The organism is Pseudomonas sp. B22(2017) (assembly GCF_002113105.1).
GTDB classification, from domain to species: domain Bacteria; phylum Pseudomonadota; class Gammaproteobacteria; order Pseudomonadales; family Pseudomonadaceae; genus Aquipseudomonas; species Aquipseudomonas asiatica.
The window spans coordinates 215,837-233,996 of sequence record NZ_NEJN01000004.1 but is presented as its reverse complement, the minus strand read 5'-3'; the positions used below and the strand labels follow the sequence as shown (position 1 = coordinate 233,996).

The 18,160-nt window shown below is 63.1% G+C and carries 15 protein-coding genes and 1 riboswitch; of the genes, 6 read left to right on the top strand and 9 right to left on the bottom strand.

Annotation, left to right across the window (positions count from 1 at the left end; translation table 11 throughout):
• Nucleotides 1-117: 117 nt before the first annotated feature.
• On the bottom strand, nucleotides 118-1,998 hold the full coding sequence (gene thiC / locus CAG18_RS11405; protein ID WP_015272025.1) for a phosphomethylpyrimidine synthase ThiC: 1,881 nt from the start codon (nucleotides 1,996-1,998) through the stop codon (nucleotides 118-120).
• A gap of 153 nt (nucleotides 1,999-2,151) precedes the next feature.
• Nucleotides 2,152-2,258, bottom strand: a riboswitch (TPP riboswitch).
• 160 nt (nucleotides 2,259-2,418) lie between these two features.
• Between thiC and CAG18_RS11400 the strand changes: the two genes are divergently transcribed.
• Nucleotides 2,419-3,855, top strand: a complete 1,437-nt coding sequence (locus tag CAG18_RS11400; protein ID WP_003258125.1) for a TolC family outer membrane protein — start codon at nucleotides 2,419-2,421, stop codon at nucleotides 3,853-3,855.
• A gap of 153 nt (nucleotides 3,856-4,008) precedes the next feature.
• Here the strand turns inward: CAG18_RS11400 and waaA are convergent, their stop codons facing one another.
• Both waaA and CAG18_RS11390 read right to left on the bottom strand, forming a co-directional pair.
• Nucleotides 4,009-5,280 (bottom strand): lipid IV(A) 3-deoxy-D-manno-octulosonic acid transferase, encoded by a 1,272-nt coding sequence (waaA, locus tag CAG18_RS11395; RefSeq protein WP_015272026.1) that lies wholly within the window; start codon nucleotides 5,278-5,280, stop codon nucleotides 4,009-4,011.
• An 11-nt stretch (nucleotides 5,281-5,291) separates the two neighbouring features.
• Nucleotides 5,292-6,182 carry a LysR family transcriptional regulator gene (locus CAG18_RS11390; protein ID WP_013974467.1) on the bottom strand — a complete coding sequence of 297 codons (891 nt, stop codon included), beginning with the start codon at nucleotides 6,180-6,182 and terminating at the stop codon, nucleotides 5,292-5,294.
• An 87-nt stretch (nucleotides 6,183-6,269) separates the two neighbouring features.
• Between CAG18_RS11390 and CAG18_RS11385 the strand changes: the two genes are divergently transcribed.
• The 4 genes from CAG18_RS11385 to CAG18_RS11370 all read left to right on the top strand — a co-directional run bounded on the left by CAG18_RS11385 (nucleotide 6,270) and on the right by CAG18_RS11370 (nucleotide 9,805).
• The gene (locus CAG18_RS11385) at nucleotides 6,270-6,602 is read left to right on the top strand and encodes a multidrug efflux SMR transporter (protein ID WP_008095055.1); all 333 of its coding nucleotides are present in this window, start codon (nucleotides 6,270-6,272) and stop codon (nucleotides 6,600-6,602) included.
• A 199-nt stretch (nucleotides 6,603-6,801) separates the two neighbouring features.
• Nucleotides 6,802-7,977 carry an FAD-binding oxidoreductase gene (locus tag CAG18_RS11380; protein ID WP_015272027.1) on the top strand — a complete coding sequence of 392 codons (1,176 nt, stop codon included), beginning with the start codon at nucleotides 6,802-6,804 and terminating at the stop codon, nucleotides 7,975-7,977.
• Nucleotides 7,974-8,786 carry an aldo/keto reductase gene (locus tag CAG18_RS11375; RefSeq protein ID WP_061550408.1) on the top strand — a complete coding sequence of 271 codons (813 nt, stop codon included), beginning with the start codon at nucleotides 7,974-7,976 and terminating at the stop codon, nucleotides 8,784-8,786. The genes CAG18_RS11380 and CAG18_RS11375 overlap by 4 nt, the downstream gene beginning before the upstream one ends.
• 50 nt (nucleotides 8,787-8,836) lie before the next feature.
• Complete coding sequence (locus CAG18_RS11370; RefSeq protein WP_061550409.1) at nucleotides 8,837-9,805, top strand: hypothetical protein; 969 nt, start codon at nucleotides 8,837-8,839, stop codon at nucleotides 9,803-9,805.
• A 142-nt stretch (nucleotides 9,806-9,947) separates the two neighbouring features.
• Here CAG18_RS11370 and hldE read toward each other — a convergent pair whose 3' ends face one another.
• From hldE to CAG18_RS11355, 3 genes are all read right to left on the bottom strand, one after another.
• Nucleotides 9,948-11,369, bottom strand: a complete 1,422-nt coding sequence (gene hldE, locus CAG18_RS11365; protein WP_015272030.1) for a bifunctional D-glycero-beta-D-manno-heptose-7-phosphate kinase/D-glycero-beta-D-manno-heptose 1-phosphate adenylyltransferase HldE — start codon at nucleotides 11,367-11,369, stop codon at nucleotides 9,948-9,950.
• 130 nt (nucleotides 11,370-11,499) lie between these two features.
• Nucleotides 11,500-13,308 carry a lipid A export permease/ATP-binding protein MsbA gene (msbA, locus tag CAG18_RS11360; protein WP_013974473.1) on the bottom strand — a complete coding sequence of 603 codons (1,809 nt, stop codon included), beginning with the start codon at nucleotides 13,306-13,308 and terminating at the stop codon, nucleotides 11,500-11,502.
• A 15-nt stretch (nucleotides 13,309-13,323) separates the two neighbouring features.
• Nucleotides 13,324-14,499: an O-antigen ligase gene (locus CAG18_RS11355; RefSeq protein WP_085720910.1), complete on the bottom strand. Its 1,176-nt coding sequence runs from the start codon at nucleotides 14,497-14,499 to the stop codon at nucleotides 13,324-13,326.
• 101 nt (nucleotides 14,500-14,600) lie between these two features.
• On the opposite strand from CAG18_RS11355, the gene CAG18_RS11350 reads away from it, so the two are divergent.
• Nucleotides 14,601-15,206 (top strand): toluene tolerance protein Ttg8, encoded by a 606-nt coding sequence (locus CAG18_RS11350; protein WP_015272032.1) that lies wholly within the window; start codon nucleotides 14,601-14,603, stop codon nucleotides 15,204-15,206.
• Between the two features lie 3 nt (nucleotides 15,207-15,209).
• On the opposite strand, the gene CAG18_RS11345 is transcribed toward CAG18_RS11350, so the two are convergent.
• The 3 genes from CAG18_RS11345 to CAG18_RS11335 form a co-directional block, all read right to left on the bottom strand.
• The gene (locus CAG18_RS11345) at nucleotides 15,210-16,301 is read right to left on the bottom strand and encodes a glycosyltransferase (RefSeq protein WP_015272033.1); all 1,092 of its coding nucleotides are present in this window, start codon (nucleotides 16,299-16,301) and stop codon (nucleotides 15,210-15,212) included.
• A gap of 37 nt (nucleotides 16,302-16,338) precedes the next feature.
• Nucleotides 16,339-17,112 carry a glycosyltransferase family 2 protein gene (locus CAG18_RS11340; protein ID WP_039612457.1) on the bottom strand — a complete coding sequence of 258 codons (774 nt, stop codon included), beginning with the start codon at nucleotides 17,110-17,112 and terminating at the stop codon, nucleotides 16,339-16,341.
• 65 nt (nucleotides 17,113-17,177) lie between these two features.
• Nucleotides 17,178-18,134, bottom strand: coding sequence for a glycosyltransferase (locus CAG18_RS11335; RefSeq protein ID WP_085720909.1), 957 nt, complete (start codon nucleotides 18,132-18,134; stop codon nucleotides 17,178-17,180).
• Nucleotides 18,135-18,160 lie beyond the last annotated feature (26 nt).

The following is an 18,160-nucleotide window of genomic DNA, read 5'->3' as shown; positions in this document are numbered from 1 at the left end:
TCCTCGTATCGCGACACAAGGCCGCTCCCACAAAAACCGCGCTGGTCTCAAGCCGTGCGCGGTCCCTGTGGGAGCGGCCTTGTGTCGCGAAAGGGCCGCAAAGCGGCCCCAGCGGTCTTAGACTTTGTGATACAGCTGGCTGCCTTCCTGCCGGAACCGCTCGGCCTGCTCACGCATGCCTTGCTCTACCGTCACATCCACGGTTTCGATCTTGGCGGCGTATTCACGCACTTCCTGGGTGATCTTCATCGAGCAGAACTTCGGCCCGCACATCGAGCAGAAGTGCGCGACCTTGGCCGATTCCTTAGGCAGGGTCTCGTCGTGGTAGGCACGGGCAGTGTCCGGGTCCAGGCCGAGGTTGAACTGGTCTTCCCAACGGAACTCGAAGCGTGCCTTGGACAAGGCGTTGTCACGGATCTGCGCACCCGGGTGGCCCTTGGCAAGGTCGGCGGCATGAGCGGCGATCTTGTAGGTGATGATGCCGGTCTTCACGTCATCCTTGTTTGGCAGGCCCAGGTGTTCCTTGGGCGTGACGTAGCAGAGCATCGCGCAACCGAACCAGCCGATCATAGCCGCACCAATGCCCGAGGTGATGTGATCGTAGCCAGGAGCGATATCGGTGGTCAGCGGGCCGAGGGTGTAGAACGGCGCCTCGTCGCAGCATTCCAGCTGCTTGTCCATGTTCTCCTTGATCAGTTGCATCGGCACGTGGCCGGGGCCTTCGATCATGCACTGCACGTCGTGCTTCCAGGCGATCTTGGTCAGCTCGCCGAGGGTCTCCAGTTCACCGAACTGCGCGGCATCGTTGGCGTCGGCAATCGAGCCGGGACGCAGGCCGTCGCCCAGCGAGAAGCTGACGTCGTAGGCCTTCATGATTTCGCAGATTTCTTCGAAGTGGGTGTACAGGAAGTTTTCCTTGTGGTGTGCCAGGCACCACTTGGCCATGATCGAGCCACCACGGCTGACAATACCGGTGACACGCTTGGCAGTCAGCGGCACATAACGCAGCAGTACGCCGGCATGGATGGTGAAGTAGTCCACGCCCTGCTCGGCCTGCTCGATCAGGGTGTCGCGGAACAGCTCCCAGGTCAGGTCCTCGGCCACGCCGTTGACCTTTTCCAGGGCCTGGTAGATCGGTACGGTACCAATCGGCACCGGCGAGTTGCGGATGATCCACTCACGGGTTTCGTGAATGTGCTTGCCGGTGGACAGGTCCATGACCGTGTCCGAACCCCAGCGGATGCCCCAGGTCAGCTTGGCCACTTCTTCCTCGATCGAGGAACCCAGCGCGCTATTGCCGATGTTGCCGTTGATCTTCACCAGGAAGTTGCGGCCGATGATCATCGGTTCCACTTCCGGGTGGTTGATGTTGGCAGGGATGATCGCGCGGCCACGGGCAATTTCCTGGCGGACGAACTCAGGGGTGATTTCTTTCGGGATGTTGGCCCCGAAGCTGTGGCCGGCGTGCTGCTCGTCGAGCAGACCAGCGGCACGTGCCTCTTGCAGCTTCATGTTTTCGCGGATGGCCACGTACTCCATCTCGGCAGTGATGATGCCTTGGCGGGCATAGTGCATCTGCGAGACGTTGGCACCAGCCTTGGCACGGCGCGGGTTGCGCACGTGGGCGAAACGCAGCTTGGCCAGTTCGGCATCGTTCAGGCGCTGCTGGCCGAAGTCGGAGCTCAGGCCGGCCAGGCGCTCGGTGTCACCGCGTGCCTCGATCCACGCCGAACGCACATCGGCCAAGCCCTTGCGCACGTCGATGACAACGTTGGGGTCGGTGTACGGGCCGGAAGTATCGTAGACCAGCACCGGGGCATTGGACTCGCCACCGAAGTCGGTCGGGGTGTCGTCCAGGCTGATTTCACGCATGGGCACGCGGATGTCCGGGCGCGAGCCTTCGACATACACCTTGCGCGAACGCGGAAACGGTTGCACGGACTGCTGATCGACTTGTGCCGATTCGCTGAGGTTGATCGCTTTTTCTTGTTTGGTCATCACAGGCTCTCCAGACGGCTTCCAAGCAGTGGAATGTCGGGGTGAACCTGAAAGGCGCGGACGCACCCTTCATGGGTGCAGTGCCGGATTTGGGGTGCCTGAAGCTGCATGCAGCTGTGACATTCCCGGACCTGGCACAAGAGGCTCCCCGGGAAGGCGAGCAATCTTGTTCCCTACGCAGGCGCTAACCTGATCAGGTTCAACGGGATCCGCAACTTTGCGATCTCAGCCTTTGCTTCAAGGCACCCCGACAAGAACATGCGCAGTCTAGACTGGAGTGGTCGGCAAAGCCAAGCAGGTAAATGCGCGGATGATGAAAGGCACCCCGAGCGATTGTTGCCGGGTGCGCATGGCACTACACTGGCCCGTCGCTCGATACTCAACAGTTCAGTAATTAAATTTCGTACAAGGATTGCCTCTATGCTGCGCAAACTCTCACTGGCAATAGCCGTGTCTTGTGCGTCCAACGGAGTGGTCTGGGCAGCGGACGTGCCCACTACAGTGAAAACCGACCTGGTCAGCGTCTATCAGGAAGCGGTCGACAACAACGCTGACCTGGCTGCGGCCCGCGCCGATTACGGCGCCCGCCGCGAAGTGGTACCGCAGGCTCGCGCCGGGTTGCTGCCTAACCTGTCGGCCGGTGCCGAAATGCTGAACACCCGCACCAAGCTGGACGAACCATCGGCCACCAGCAACCGCAGCGGCAACACCTGGAGCGCAACCCTGGCGCAACCTATATTCCGCGCTGATCGCTGGTTCCAGTTGCAGGCAGCCGAAGCGGTCAACGAACAGGCGGCGCTGGAGCTGTCGGCGACCGAGCAGAACCTGATCCTGCAAACCGCGCAGAATTACTTCGCCGTGCTCCGTGCCCAGGACAACCTGGCCGCGACCAAGGCCGAGGAAGCGGCCTTCAAGCGCCAGCTGGACCAGTCCAACGAACGATTCGACGTCGGCCTCTCCGACAAGACCGACGTGCTGCAATCCCAGGCCAGCTACGATACAGCGCGGGCCAACCGAATCATTGCCGAGCGCCAGGTACAGGATGCCTTCGAGGCCCTGGTGACCCTGACCAACCGGGAATACACATCGATTCAAGGCGTGGTCCATACCTTGCCAGTGCAGGTGCCTACGCCCAACGACGCCAAGGCCTGGGTCGAAACCGCCGGGCGCCAGAACCTCAACCTGCTGGCCACCAACCACGCGGTCGTCGCTGCCGAGGAAACCCTGCGCCAGCGCAAGGCCGGCCACGCGCCGACCCTGGACGCAGTTGCCAAGTACCAGAAGGGTGACAACGACAACTTCGGTTTCACCAACCCCGCGCCGGCCCCCGTTACGCGCTATAGCGGCGACGTCGAGCAGACCAGCATCGGCCTGCAGTTGAACATCCCGATCTACAGCGGCGGCCTGACCAGTTCGCAGGTGCGCGAGGCCTACCAGCGCCTGAGCCAGACCGAGCAGCAGCGTGAAAGCCTGCGCCGCCAGGTGGTGGAAAACACCCGCAACCTGCACCGCGCAGTGAATACCGACGTGGAACAGGTGCAGGCGCGCAAGCAGTCGATCATCTCCAACCAGAGCGCGCTGGAAGCCACCGAGATCGGCTACCAGGTGGGTACCCGCAATATCGTCGACGTGCTTGACGCCCAGCGTCAGCTGTACACCTCGGTGCGCGACTACAACAACAGCCGCTATGACTACATCCTCGACAACCTGAGCCTGAAGCAGGCAGCCGGCACCTTGAGCCCGCAGGACCTGCAGGACCTCAAGCGGTACCTGAAGCCAGACTACAACCCGGACAAGGACTTCCTGCCGCCGGACCTGGCGGCTGCAGCGGCGAAGAACTTCGAGCGTCGCCCCTGAGATAGGGGATGTATTTTCCGCAGGGTGGGTTGCTTTTGATGGCCTCATCGCCGTCAAGCCAGCTCCCACAGGTTCTCCAACGGCCTTAAGCCTTGTGCAGTACCTGTGGGAGCTGGCTTGCCGGCGATGAGGCCAGAAAACCCAACACCAAACTCAGCGGATAAGTGCACCCAGGCCATCGAGCAAGCGCTGCAATGCACCCTGATTGGCCCGCATTACAGCCCTGCCCGCCTCGCCCATGCGCTGTGCATCCTGCGGCAACTCGACCAGCCGCCGCACTGCTTCGGCCAGCCCGTCGGCATCATCCACCTGCTGCAACGCCCCCGCCTCGCGCAGCATCGCGCTGATTTCAAGGAAGTTGAACACATGCGGCCCCATCAGTACCGGCAAGGCCAGCGCCGCGGGCTCCAGCGGGTTGTGCCCGCCGGTCGCCACCAGGCTACCACCGACGAAGGCAATGTCGGCAAGGGCATAGAGAAACAGCAACTCGCCCATGGTGTCGCCGAGCAATACCCGCGTCTGCGCATCGACCGGTGTGCCGGCAGAGCGGCGCACGGTGGTGAACTGTTCGCTGCACAGCGCATGCACCGCAGTGAATCGCTCGGGGTGGCGCGGCACCAGGATCAGCAGGGCATCACCATGCACCTGCAACAATTGCCGATGTGCCTGCAGGATCAACGCATCTTCACCTTCGTGGGTGCTGGCGGCGATCCACACCGGGCGCTGTGCAGCCCCCCACTGTTCACGCAATGCCTTGGCACGCGGCAACAGTTGCTCATCGATCTTCAGGTCGAACTTGATCGAACCGGTGACCTGCACGCACTCCGGGCGCGCGCCCAGGTCACGAAAACGCCGGGCCTCGGTTTCGGTCTGCACGGCAATCAGGCTCATCTCGGCCAGCATCGGCCGGGTCAGCCTGGCAAAGCGCCCATAGCCACGGGCCGAACGCTCAGACAAGCGTGCGTTGGCCAGCGCTACCGGAATGCCGCGCTTCGCACACTGGTGGATGTGGTTGGGCCACAGCTCGGTTTCCATGATGATGCCCAGCTTCGGCTGCACATGGTCGAGAAAGCGCCCTGCCGCCCAAGGCAGGTCGTAGGGCAGGTAGCAATGCTGCACGCGTGGTTCGTCGGCGAACATGGCGCGAATACGCTCTGAACCGGTGGGGGTCATGCAGGTAAGCGTGATCGGCAATTCCGGGTAGGCCTTGAGCAAGGCGCGCACCATCGGTGCCGCCGCAATGCTCTCGCCCACCGATACCGCGTGCACCCAGATGCCGCCCCGGCGCATGGGCGGCAGCCTGAAAGCAAAGCGCTCGCCAATGCGTTGACCATAGGCCGGCGCCTTGCGCGCGCGCAAATAAAGGCGCAGCGCAACCAGCGGCAGGCCCAGGTGAAACAACAAAGTAAAGAGAGTTCTGTTCATGGCCGCGGAGTTTACCCGATCGCGCGCAGGTGCACCGCAAAGCGCTCGGCCAGCCACTGCGCAGCAGGCCCCAGCGGCTCGTCGCGACGCCAGGCCAGCTCCACCACCAAGGCCGGTGGCCGCCACTCGCTGTCCAGTTCGACCATGTGCGCCTGGTAGGTCGGGTACTGCACCACGTGCCGCGGCAGCCAGGCCCAGCCCAGGCCGCGCATCAGCAGTTCGGCCATGGCGTAGAAGCTGTCGGCGCGCCACACCTGCGGGCTGATCGCTTCGCCGCCGGGGTAGCCACTTTGCTGCGGGGCAATCAACAATTGTCGGTGGCGCGCCAGTTGCTGCCGGGTAACCCGGCCTTCGCCGGCGAGCGGGTGACCGACCGCGCATACCGTGACCATTTCGACGCTACCCAAGGCGCGCCGCTCCAGCGAGGCCGGGATGCTCTCGTGGTGGAAGAACAGTCCAAGATCGGCGCGCCGCTCCACCAGCTTGCGCGCCACATCGCCCTGGGCACCGCTGGCCAGCTGCACCTCCAGGAACGGGTAGCGGCTGGCCAGTTCGTCGAGGCTGTCAATGACCGGCTGATAGGGCATGGCTTCGTCCTGGGCGACCCGCAACAAGGCCTCCTGCCCGCGCATCAGCGCCAACGCACGGCCATCCAGACGCTCGCACTGGCGCAACAGTTCGCGGGCATCTTCCAACAGGGCGCTGCCGTTCTCGGTCAGCTTGGGTTGCCGGCCACTGCTGCGCTCGAACAAGGTTACCCCCAGGTCGGTTTCGAGCAGGGCGATCGCGCTGCTGATTGCCGACTGGGCCTTGCGCTGCTCGCGGGCCACGGCAGAGAACGAGCGCAGTTCTGCAACGCGCAGGAAAGTACGCAACTGTTCAAGGTTCCAGTGCTCGGCCACCAACCTATCTCGCATAGTGATAGGTAATGACTTTACCCCATTCAAGGTGGGACTAGAATCTGCGGTCAGCTAACGGAGGATCTCGCCATGAATGCCTACACCTACCTCGCCATCGCCATCTGCGCCGAAGTCATCGCCACCGCTTCCATGAAAGCGGTGAAAGGCTTGAGTACGCCCTTGCCGTTGCTGCTGATGGTGGTTGGTTACGGCATTGCTTTCTGGATGCTGACCCTGGTGGTGCGCAGCATTCCGGTGGGGATCGCCTATGCCATCTGGTCGGGGCTGGGGATTGTGCTGATCAGTGTGGCAGCGCTGGTGATCTATGGGCAGAAGCTGGATGTGCCAGCGATGCTGGGGATGGCGATGATTGTGGGTGGGGTGGTGGTGATTCAGCTGTTTTCGAAGACTGCTGGGCATTGATGTTTGCCTGATGGATTTTGGGGCCGCTTCGCGGCCCTATCGCGACACAAGGCCGCTCCTACAGGGACCGAGGCATGCGCGGGGCCTGTAGGAGCGGCCTTGTGTCGCGATAGGGCTGCGCAGCAGCCCCAGGAACGCAAAGCCCACATCGGCCCGACCCTGTATACTTGCCAGCTGTCCCAGTCTTCGAGGTACCGCCATGCCATCTGCCATTTCCACTGACGTGCTGATCGTCGGCGCCGGGGTCGCAGGCCTCTGGCTCAATGCCCGCCTGCGCCGGCTGGGCTACTCGACAGTACTGGTGGAACGCGCCAGCCTTGGCGGCGCGCAGACCATCAAGTCTCAGGGCATCATCCATGGCGGCACCAAGTACGCCCTGCATGGCGCCCTCACCGGCGCTTCGGAAGCCATCGCCGACATGCCGCGACGCTGGCGCGAAGCGCTGAGCGGCAGCGGCGAGCTGGACCTGACCCGCACTCGCCTGCTGTCCGACGCCCATTACCTGTGGTCGCCTGGCACCCTGGCCGGCAATCTCACCAGTTTCTTCGCCAGCAAGGCCGTGCGCGGCCGGGTCGACCAGGTGAAGGGCGAGCAACTACCGCCCGCGCTGCAGGACCGCGCCTTCAAGGGCAAGGTCTATCGCTTGGCCGAGCTGGTCATCGACGTGCCCAGCCTGCTGGCCAACCTGGCTGAGCTGGCAGGCGACAGCCTGCTGGCCGGTGAGCACATCGAGCCGCTGCGCGAGGGCGAAGACCTGGTTGGCCTGCGCGTCGACGAGCGCGACATCCGCGCACAGCGTATCGTGCTCAGCGCCGGCGCCGGCACCGAGCAACTGCTGCATGCCCTGGGCCTGAACCAGCCAGCCATGCAGACACGCCCGCTGCATATGGTGATGGCGAAGGGTGCCAACCTTAAACCGCTTTACGCCCATTGCCTGGGCGGCGGGCCGAAGCCACGGGTGACGGTGACCACCCACCCGGCCGCCGATGGCCAGTGGGTCTGGTACCTGGGTGGCGACCTGGCCGAAGCCGACGGCGTTGCCCGCGAGCCGGCTGCGCAAATCGCCGCGGCACAGAAAGAAATCGCCAGCCTGCTGCCATGGGTCGACCAGAGCCAAGTGCGCTGGGCCACCCTGCGGGTCGACCGAGCGGAACCGGCGCAATCGGGCCTGGTACGCCCGGACAACGCCTTCCTCGCCGACCAGCAACGCCTGCTGGTGGGCTGGCCAACCAAGCTGGCCCTGGCACCGGACTTCAGCGACCGGGTCATCAGCCACCTGGAGCGCGACGGTATCCGCCCACAGGCGCAGGCCGACCTGGCTGACCTGCCACGCCCACCGCTGGGCGTACCGGCCTGGGAGCAACTGCTGCCATGAGCCTGCCGACCCTGCACGACTTCCATCGCCCCTTGGGCAGCACCGGCTTCAAGGTTTCGCCGCTCGGCCTGGGCACGGTCAAGCTGGGCCGCGACCAGGGCGTGAAGTACCCTACCGGTTTCACCATCCCCGGCGACGACGAAGCCCGCCTGCTGCTGGCCCAGGCCCGCGAGCTGGGTATCAACCTGATCGACACCGCCCCAGCATACGGCCGCAGCGAAGAACGCCTGGGCCCGCTACTGCGCGGCCAGCGCGATGAATGGGTGATCGTCAGCAAGGTTGGCGAAGAGTTCGACAACGGCCAATCGCACTTCGATTTCAGCGCCGCCCATACCCGCCGCTCGGTGGAGCGAAGCCTGCGGCGCCTGGAAACCGACCGCATCGAATTGGTGCTGGTGCATTCGGACGGCAACGACCTGGCGATCCTCGAACAGCAGGAGGTTTACCAGACCCTTGCCGAGCTCAAGCAGGAGGGCAAGATCCTCGGCTTCGGCCTGTCTGGCAAGACCGTCGCCGGCGGCCTGAAGGCACTGGAGCAAGGCGACTGCGCCATGGTCACCTTCAACCTCAACGAACAGGCAGAACGCCCGGTGCTGGACTACGCTGCCGAACACGGCAAGGCCATCCTGGTGAAGAAGGCACTGGCCAGTGGGCATATCTGCCTTGCCCCGGGCGTTGACCCGGTACAAGCCAGTTTCGAGCTGCTGTTCGCCCACCCGGGCGTGAGCAGTGCTATCGTCGGCACCATCAATCCGTTGCACCTGGCCCACAACGTGGCCACCGTCGCCCGTATTCTGGGCCAGCATTGAGTTGCCCCAGGCCCATGGGCCTGGACTGACCCGACGCAAGGAGGAGCCTCGTGGCGCGAACGCTGATCCGCAAGAACCCGAGCAACTTCAAGACACTACCGCTACATGTCGAGGCCACGCCCGAAGGTCTGATCTACCAGAGCATCGGGATGCCGCTGAATTTTGCCCAGATCCAACAACGGCGCAAGGCTATCCAGTTGCCCGACGTGCAGCGCTTCGTGGTCGAACTGGCCAACCTTGGCGTGTCGGTGCGGCTGACCCTGCATTGGCAGAACCGAGATTATTGGGTGCTGGTACGTCAGCGCCGGCAAGACCGTGGCGATGTGGTGCTGAAACTGATTTCCGGCTATGTGCCGGCGCAGGAGCTGAACCTGCCATTGCACACGGCCGTGCAGGAAGTGGCCGAGGAATGCTTGCTGGAAACCCCGGAAGGCTGGCTGGGCGGGCGCTTCAACGACACCTGGTTGCCGGTGCCCTACGCTGCCGCCCTGCACTACCGCGAAACGCCGCACTTCGTGCTGGCCCCGGAGTCGGGTGCCGCGCGCCCGGTGCACTGCGGCAAGCTGATGCTGCTGGAACGGCCGCGGGCGTATGTGCACTTGCCCACCGCCTCGCTGCAACTGATCTACGATATGCGCCTGCAGGTACCACGGGACGCCAAGAAGCTCAGCCTGTTCCACGTTGATGAGCGGCTGGAGGGCGACCAACTGGTGGCGCGGCTAAATCGCAAACGACCAGACCTGTACCTGATGCCATTGAAGGACGGCCAGCCACTGGCTGAGCTGTATACCGTGAAGAAGGACGAACTGGTGCCGGCGAGCACGCGCGGGCTGTACCTGGCCGAAAGTTTTGCCCGGCAGGAAGGCTGGGTGGTCACGGACGAGCGGGTGCGCTGGAAGGATTGGGTGAAGCAGCAGGGGTTGGTGGAGAACAAGCCGGTGCGGGCATCGCACCTGCAGCGGTTTGGCGACAAGGCGCGGGAACTGCTGGAGCGGGCGCGTACTTCGCTGCACAAGTAAGATTCCAAGGCCTGTGCCGCCCCTGTAGGAGCAGCCTTGTGCTGCGAAGAGGCCGGTAGAGCTAAAGAAATGCTTTGCCCTACCGGCCTCTTCGCAGCACAAGGCTGCTCCTACAGGTAATGAGGCAGCCTCAGAGGCTCGATCAGTTCTTGCGAATCTTCTCGACGATTGCTGTAGTCGAGCTGTTTTCGACCAGCCCCAGCACCTTCACGGTACCGCCATAGGCCTTGACGATATCGGCCCCTACCACCTGGTCGATACCATAGTCGCCACCCTTGACCAGCACGTCCGGCTTGACCTGGCTCAGCAGGTTCTCCGGTGTACCCTCGGGGAAGCTGATGACCCAGTCCACCGCCCCCAGCCCGGCCAGCACGGCCATGCGCCGGTCGACGCTGTTGATCGGCCGGCCCGGCCCTTTCAGGCGGCTGACCGAGGCATCGTCGTTGACCGCGACGATCAGGCGATCACCCTGGGCCCGCGCCTGCTCCAGGTAGGTGACATGCCCGGCATGCAGGATGTCGAAGCAGCCGTTGGTGAAGACGATCTTCTCTTTGTGCGCCCGCGCGTCATCAATGGCCAGCAGCAGTTGCTCCAGGCCGAGCACGCCGCGCTCGGAGCCTTCCTCACGCTGGATCGCCCGGCGCAGCTCGGGGGCGCTGATCGCAGCCGTACCCAGCTTGCCGACCACGATGCCCGCTGCCAGATTGGCCAGGGCCACCGCGTGGGGCAGGTCCTCGCCGGCAGCGATGGCCGCGGCGAGGGTGGAGATGACGGTATCACCGGCACCGGTCACATCGAACACTTCACGCGCCCGCGCCGGCAGGTGCAGCGCCGGCTGCCCGGTGCGCAGCAGGGTCATGCCGTGCTCGCCACGGGTCACCAACAAGGCGCCCAGGTCCAGGTCCTGCAGCAGCTGCAAGCCCTTGGCTACCAGCTCGGCCTCATCGGCGCAACGGCCGACGATGGTCTCGAACTCGCTGAGGTTGGGTGTGATCAGGCTGGCGCCACGGTAGATGGAAAAATCCTTGCCCTTGGGGTCGGCCAGCACCGGAATACCTTTGGCCCGCGCCACCTGGATCAGGCTCTGGTGGTTTTTCAGTGCGCCCTTGCCGTAGTCGGACAGGACCAGCACCTTGACGCCCTCGAGCAGGCTCTCGACCTCCGCACCCAGCGACAGCGGGTCGGTGGCGAATGGCTCTTCGAAATCGATGCGCAGCAACTGCTGGTGACGGCTCATTACCCGCAGCTTGACGATGGTCGGCTGGTGCGCGATGCGCTGGAACACCGAGCGCACGCCTGCAGCTTGCAGGCTGTTGGCCAGGCTGTCGGCGGCCTCATCCTGGCCGGTGACGCCAATCAGCGAAGCCGGTGCACCCAGGGCGGCGATGTTCAAGGCAACGTTGGCCGCGCCGCCGGGGCGATCCTCGATCTGATCGACCTTGACCACCGGGACTGGCGCTTCAGGCGAGATACGTGAAGTACCGCCATGCCAGTAGCGGTCGAGCATGACATCGCCGACCACCAGTACCGGGGCTTGATCGAAACGCGGCATGGACAACTTCATGGGCAACCCATATGGAAATAATGAACAGGGGCAGGATATTAGCACAGGGTAGACGACGGCTTTATGGCCAGATCACCCCAGGAAAATTCCCGTGACAATCGGGGCCGCGATGGCCCCGATCAACGAGGGTTCAGGTGATATCGGCCTTGGCCGGCTCATCCAGGCCCATGGCATGCAGGCGGGCATAATGGCCATTGGCCGCAAGCAGCTCGGCATGGGTGCCGCGCTCGACCAGGCGCCCCTGGTCCATGACCAGGATCTGGTCAGCTTTCTCGATGGTCGACAGACGGTGGGCGATCACCAGCGTGGTACGGCCCTGCATCACATGGTCCAGGGCAGCCTGGATATGCCGCTCGGACTCGGTATCCAGCGCCGAGGTGGCTTCGTCGAGGATCAGCAGCGGCGCATTCTTCAACAGTGCCCGGGCAATCGCCAGGCGCTGGCGCTGGCCGCCGGAGAGCAGTACGCCGTTCTCACCCACTTCGGTATCGAAGCCTTTCGGCAGCCGGTCGACGAACTCCTTGGCATAGGCATCGGCCGCAGCGGCTTCGATGTCGGCGCGCGGGGCGCCGGCCAGGTCGCCATAGGCAATGTTGTTGGCCACGGTATCGTTGAACAGGGTGACATGCTGGGTCACCTGCGAAACGTGGCGACGCAGGTTGCGCAGGCGATAGTTCTCGATCTCCACGCCATCGAGCAGGATCTGCCCCTGGTCGTGGTGATAGAAGCGCGGTATCAGCGCTGCCAGGGTAGACTTGCCACTGCCGGAGCGGCCGACCAGTGCAATCATCTGCCCTGGCTCGGCTACGAAGCTGATATCGCTCAGCACCTCACGCTCGGTACCCGGGTAGGTGAAGCTGAGGTTGCGCACCTCCAGGCGCCCTTCCACCCGCTCCTTCTCGACGGTACCGGTATCCACTTCAGGCTCTTCGTCCAGTTGCTCGAAGATGCTTTCGGCGCCGGCCAGGCCCTTCTGGATGGTCGAGCTGACTTCCGAAAGCTGACGTATCGGCTTGGGCAACAGGCCGGCGGCGGTGATGTAAGCCACCAGATCACCAGCAGTGGAATCACCGCGCAGGAACAGCACCAGGAACATCAACGCGGCCATGGCGGTGTAGATCACCAGCTGCAGCATCGGCGTGTACAGCGAGCCGGTCTTGGTCATGTGCAACTGCTTGTCGGTATTGCTCTGGCTGGCCTTGCCGAAACGCTGCTCCTCGTAGGCCTCGCCGCCGAAGCTGCGCACCACGCGGTAGCCCTGGATGGTTTCCGAGGCGACATGGGTGACGTCGCCCATGGCCACCTGGATTTTCTTGCTCTGCTTGCGGAATTTCTTGCTGGCGACGCTCACCATCACCGCGATTACCGGCAGGATGGCAACCATCACCAGGGTCAGGTGCCAGTTCATCCACAGCAGGTAGCCGAACAGGAACACCACGGTCAGGCCTTCGCGGATCACCACCTTGATCGCATCGGTCGCAGCACCAGTGACCATGGTCACGTTGAAGGTGATGCGCGAGATCAGGTGCCCGGAGTTGTGGTTGTCGAAGTAGCGGTTAGGCAGCACCAGCAGCTTGTTGAACAGTTCCACACGCAGGTCGTGCACCAGGCACAGGGAAACCTTGGCCAGGAAGTAGTTGCCGAGGAACGAGCCCAGGCCCTGCCACGCGGCGATCAGGATGATCAGCAACGGCACCGCCTGCAGCAGTTGCAGGTCGCGCAGGTAGGGGACGTTTGGGAACAACACCGCTTCGGGGTTGCTCAGCCCATCTACGAAATACTTCAGGATCCCGGCCAGCATCGGCTGGGTCGAGGCAAAGATCACGAAACCGATGATGCTCAGCAGGAAAATGCCGACATAGGGTTTCACATAACTCAGCAGCCGGAAGTAGATCTTCAGGCTGGAGGTGTGTTCCGCCGGTCGCGGTGTTTCGGCCATTATCAAGCTCGCTGTTCAGGTTGAACCGGAAATTTTACCACAGGCATCATTTTCGGCACTCCCCCATGGCAACAACATGGCTAGGCCAACGGGCAGCCAGCTGATGAACCATTCGGCACGTGGCGTACCAGTGAGGCTGGCGGCATCGAACTGCATGGCCAGGGTGGAGTAGACCCAGAAACCGAGCAGGATCTTGCCGAACAACGTGCCACGTGCGCGGACGATTTCGCCCAAGGTGTACAGCCACACCATGACCCACAGCAGCATGCCAGGCAGGCCCAACTCCACTGCGATGTGGGTGAACATGTTGTGGGTGTGGTCGAAGTGCTTGCCCACTGCACTCACGTCGTAGGCAGCGCCCAGGCCAAGGCCGGTCCAGGGATGTGCGGCGATCATGTCGACCACGGCGTGGAAGATTTCCGGCCGGTAGGACGAACCGCGCTGGGCGATCAGGTCGTACACGAGATAGAAGGCCAGGCCGGTGGCGATGGCCGCCAGCACGGCAAACATCCGGCTGTGGCGGTCACGGAACCACAACGGGGCCAGGATCACGGTGAGCACCAGGGCCAGGATTGCCCCACGGCTCTGGCTGAGCATGGCAAACAACCCCAGGCACACCAGCGCCACCATCCACAACAACTGCAGGCCACGTTGCCGCGGCGGCTCGTAAAGCAGGAAGAGCACGGCCGAACCGATGACATAGGCACCCAGAATGGGGTGCGATATCTCGCCGATGCCCTCCAGCCGGGCCAGCAAAGGCATGCCCAGCACGCCGTAGAAATGGATTACCGAGATCAATGCGGCAACGGCCAGCAAGGCGCTGCCGGCCAGCAACAGCTGACGAATGCGGGCCTGGCCAAGCTGGCCCAGCAGCGGGAACGCCAGCAGGAATACCAGGATGTAGAGCAGGCGCTTGGCCTCGCGCCCCGGGTTTTCCGCGGCCGACCAGACCAGGCTGAGCCCACTCCACACCAGCAGCAGCAACACACTCCCCCACAAGGCCGGCTGACGCCGCCAGGCCTGCGCTATTACGTGCCTTGCGGACCACGCCATTACCAGCGTCGGCAACCACAGGAACAACACCAGCCCTTGCTGATAAACCTTGTTGCTCGGTGCCAGGGCAATCGCTGCCAGGAACCAGACCAGACCAAACCCCAACCAGGCTTGCGCCCAGTTTTTTTGATACAACATCCTTTCCCCCGATGAATCAAAGACACCATCCAATGGTGCTACAACATTATTTTCGGCATTATTGCCGGTCATTCTGTTCGCCCGACGACAAGGCTCTATTCATGCAATGCTCCCGGCTCCCCCAGGTCGACTTCGATCAGCTGACACAAGGCGCACAGGTGCTTGAGGCAGATAGCCATGGCGCCAAAGTCTACCTGCTCGCGGATGGTAATTTCCTCAAGGTTTTTCGTAGGAAGCGGCTGATTTCATCTGCACTGCTGCGCCCGTACTCGCAGCGCTTCGTCGACAACGCCGCACGCCTTGCACAACTGGGCATCCCCACCCTGGAGGTGATCAGCCAGCACAAGCTCGACCTGCCAGGGCGTACCGCCGTGCTGTACCGCCCGCTGCCAGGGCGCACCTTGCTGCAGATGTCGCGCGATGAGGGTTTCAGCTGGGACACCTACCTGCCGCGCCTGATCGAACTGATCCGCCAGCTGCATCGCAGCGGCGTGTACTTCCGCTCGTTGCACCTGGGTAATGTGGTGGTCACCCCCGACCAGCAACTGGGCCTGATCGACGTTGCCGACATGCGCTTCCTGCGTCCGCCGCTGTCGGCGCGCATGATTCGGCGCAATGTGCAGCATATGGTGCGTTATATCGAGCGGGAGAACCTGGGTGACCGGTTCCCCCTTGCCGCCTTCGAGGCAGCCCTGCTGGCACGCTGAGCGTCAACTGCGCAGCAGGCTTTGCGAGCCATTGCAGAATGCTTGCCAGGCCTGCTCCGGGGCCAGCGCCTGGCGCTGCCGGGCAGCTACCGCCGGGGCACCGAGCACCGAGCAACGCTCGATCGCCTCGGCCCAGGCATTTTCATTGGCAACGGGCAGGTAGCCACCGGTGTCCTGCAACTGCTCGCGGAACACCTGCAGGTCGCTGCATACCACCGGCACGTCGGCCATGACCGCCTCCTGTACCACCAGCCCCAGGCCTTCGGAGCGCGAAGGCACCAATAGCCAGTCGAAGGCCCGGTACAGCTGCTGCAGGTCGTCGCGGTGACCGCTCAGGTGAACGCGCCCGGCCAGGCCCAGCGCGTCGATACGGGCTTGCAGCACCTCACGCAGAGGGCCTTCGCCGATGATTGCCAACTGCAGGTCCGACTGCCGCATACAGGCCTTGGCGAACGCCTCGATCAGCATCTCGAAACCTTTGCTTTCCACCAGTCGCCCGACCGCGCCCAGCATCACCCCGGTTACCTGGGGCAGCTGCAGGGCTTGCCTGGCCGCCTCCCGGCTCAACAACGGTTCGGCGAAAGCCAGCGGGTCAAGGGCCATGCGCAAGGTCTGCACCGGCCTGCCCAGGTCGTGTTCGAGTGACGTGGCAAGTGTCTGTGAAACGGCGGCGATGCTCAGACGCTCGGCCGGAAACATGCGCAGCAGGCGCACATCACTAGGACTCAGGCGCGTCTTGCCGTGGAACAGCACCTTGGCACGTACCTGCGGAACCTGCTGCAACAATGGCAACACCAACCGCGCCACACCGACACCGTCGAGCAGCACGACTTCAGCCTGGGCCTCGTTCAGCGCCTTGCGCAAGCGCATGCGCAACCATGGGCGCAACAGGCGCCAGAAGTGCCGCCCTTTCAGCGCCCGTGACGGCATATGCCACTCCCGGGTCGAGCCAAGCCCACAGCAAAGCCCGCTACCCAGCAGCAGCCAGTTACTGATCCGGGCATCGGCACCCGCGTGCGACAGCACCTGCCGATGCACCTTGTGGATGGACATGTACGGCGTTCCACCCGCCCACATCACATTGACGATGTTCATGGGCCCTCTCCCGCTCATGTCTGGTGGGACAGCGACTTCACTGAACAAAAATGGTGATTCCCATGCCAATCACGGCACCCGCCACCAGCGTCAATGCCAACTTTATCCGATCACGTTTACGACGTTTGGCCTTGCGTTCCACTTCGATGGGCAAGGTCACGTGATTACCAAATCCAGTGTGCAATACTGCATCACCCTCCAAGGTGACCGCTGTCAGGTTTAACTCAGAATAACGCCGGGAAAGTGCCTTCTCTCCAGCATAGGCGGCAAATGGCGCGCAACGCTGGTAATCGCTCAAACGGCGCAACCCGGGGTTGAGCGAAAACGCCTGCCACTCGGCCTTATCGGACAGCAGTGGGTAGCAAGGCACCCCGGCGATCACCCGGCGATCACCCAGGTGAATGTAAGGGCTGTGGATGGCCAGGTCATGGGCATGGCTGCGCAGCCACACCTGCAACAGATCAGGGCTGACCTCCAGAATGGCCCGGGAGTCTTCGACGAAGCCCTGGCGATAGAAGTGCCAGTCGTCCTCGCAGTGAAAGATGTAGGGCGTCTTGACGTGGCTGTAGGCCAGGTCGATAGACGGCAACTGGCCCAACTTGGGCCGGTTTACGAACACCTTGCAGTGCGGTTTCCAGTGCTCAGGCACAGCGGCATGCACGGCATCGTCACCGGAATCTTCGGTGATGAACACTTCGCGAATGGGCGCGGTATTGTAGCGATCGAAACTCTCAAGGGTATCTTTGAGCAGATCGAACCGCCCACAACTGGTCACGACGAGCGTGACATCACTCTCATTTGAAAAGCGCACCGGACTCCCTCCGCATTGCGACTTCGACTTCCAACGCCCGTTCCACAGGCGCGAAAGTTCTTATGTTAGATGCCCAGCTTCAGGCGCAGCCGCTGCCATGCAGACAACGGCGGATGGGGCCTGAGCGCCGGGCGCATGTGGTCGACGATGCTACGTCCAACAGCCCCGAAACTGAAACGGGAAACCGCCAGGTGGCGACCATTTTCTGCAATCTGCCGGGACAGTTCAGGGTCCGCGCGCAAACGGCGGAGCTTTTCCTGAAGGGTCGGGATGCTGTCATAGAACACCACGTTGTGCATGTCCTGCAGGCCCAGTGCGCGGTTCTCTTCCTCGCCCTGGTCATACGCCAGCAACACACAGCCACAGGCCATGGCTTCGAAGTTCTTGATCATGTATTCGCCCATGCCGACGTCGGCACTGACGAAGAAGCGGATCCGGTTGAGTGTGTTGCAGTAGTCTTCACCCGATTTGGTACGGGTCACCACCAGGTTCTCGACCCGGCCCAGCTCGTCCAGCAGTGCCTTGCGGCCGCTGTAGGCCACGCTGTTGGTGCTGCCGACGAAGGCCAGTTCGATGTCGCGCTCACGCCCCTGGTCGGCCAGCAGTTGCTCGTCGTAGCCCTTGGGCACGAACACGGCGTCGAAGCCTTCCTGACGCAGGCGCTCGCTGACCATGTAGCCTGAGCTGATCACCCGCGCCCAGGGCAATTTGCGGTAATGGGCGCTGAACTTGCCGGTGTACTTGCACGGGATGTAGTTCTGGTAGGCATCGTGCTCGAGGATGACCAGGTTCGGCACCGTACGGATGAATGCCGCCTGACGGATTTCCTGTTTGAAACGCAGGAAGAAAACAATGCGGTCATAACGCTCGACCTGCACTTCACGCTTGAAATAGCGGCGCAGGTTGCGCTGGTCTTCGCTGGTCAACCAGCGCAGGTCGCACTCGCAGTTGGCCGCGACGCCATCGTACAGGCGGTCGAGAATCGCCCGCTGTTCCTTCTGCACCAGAAATAGGACTTTCATTGGGTTCCTTGGGCGCTCTGCGCCAT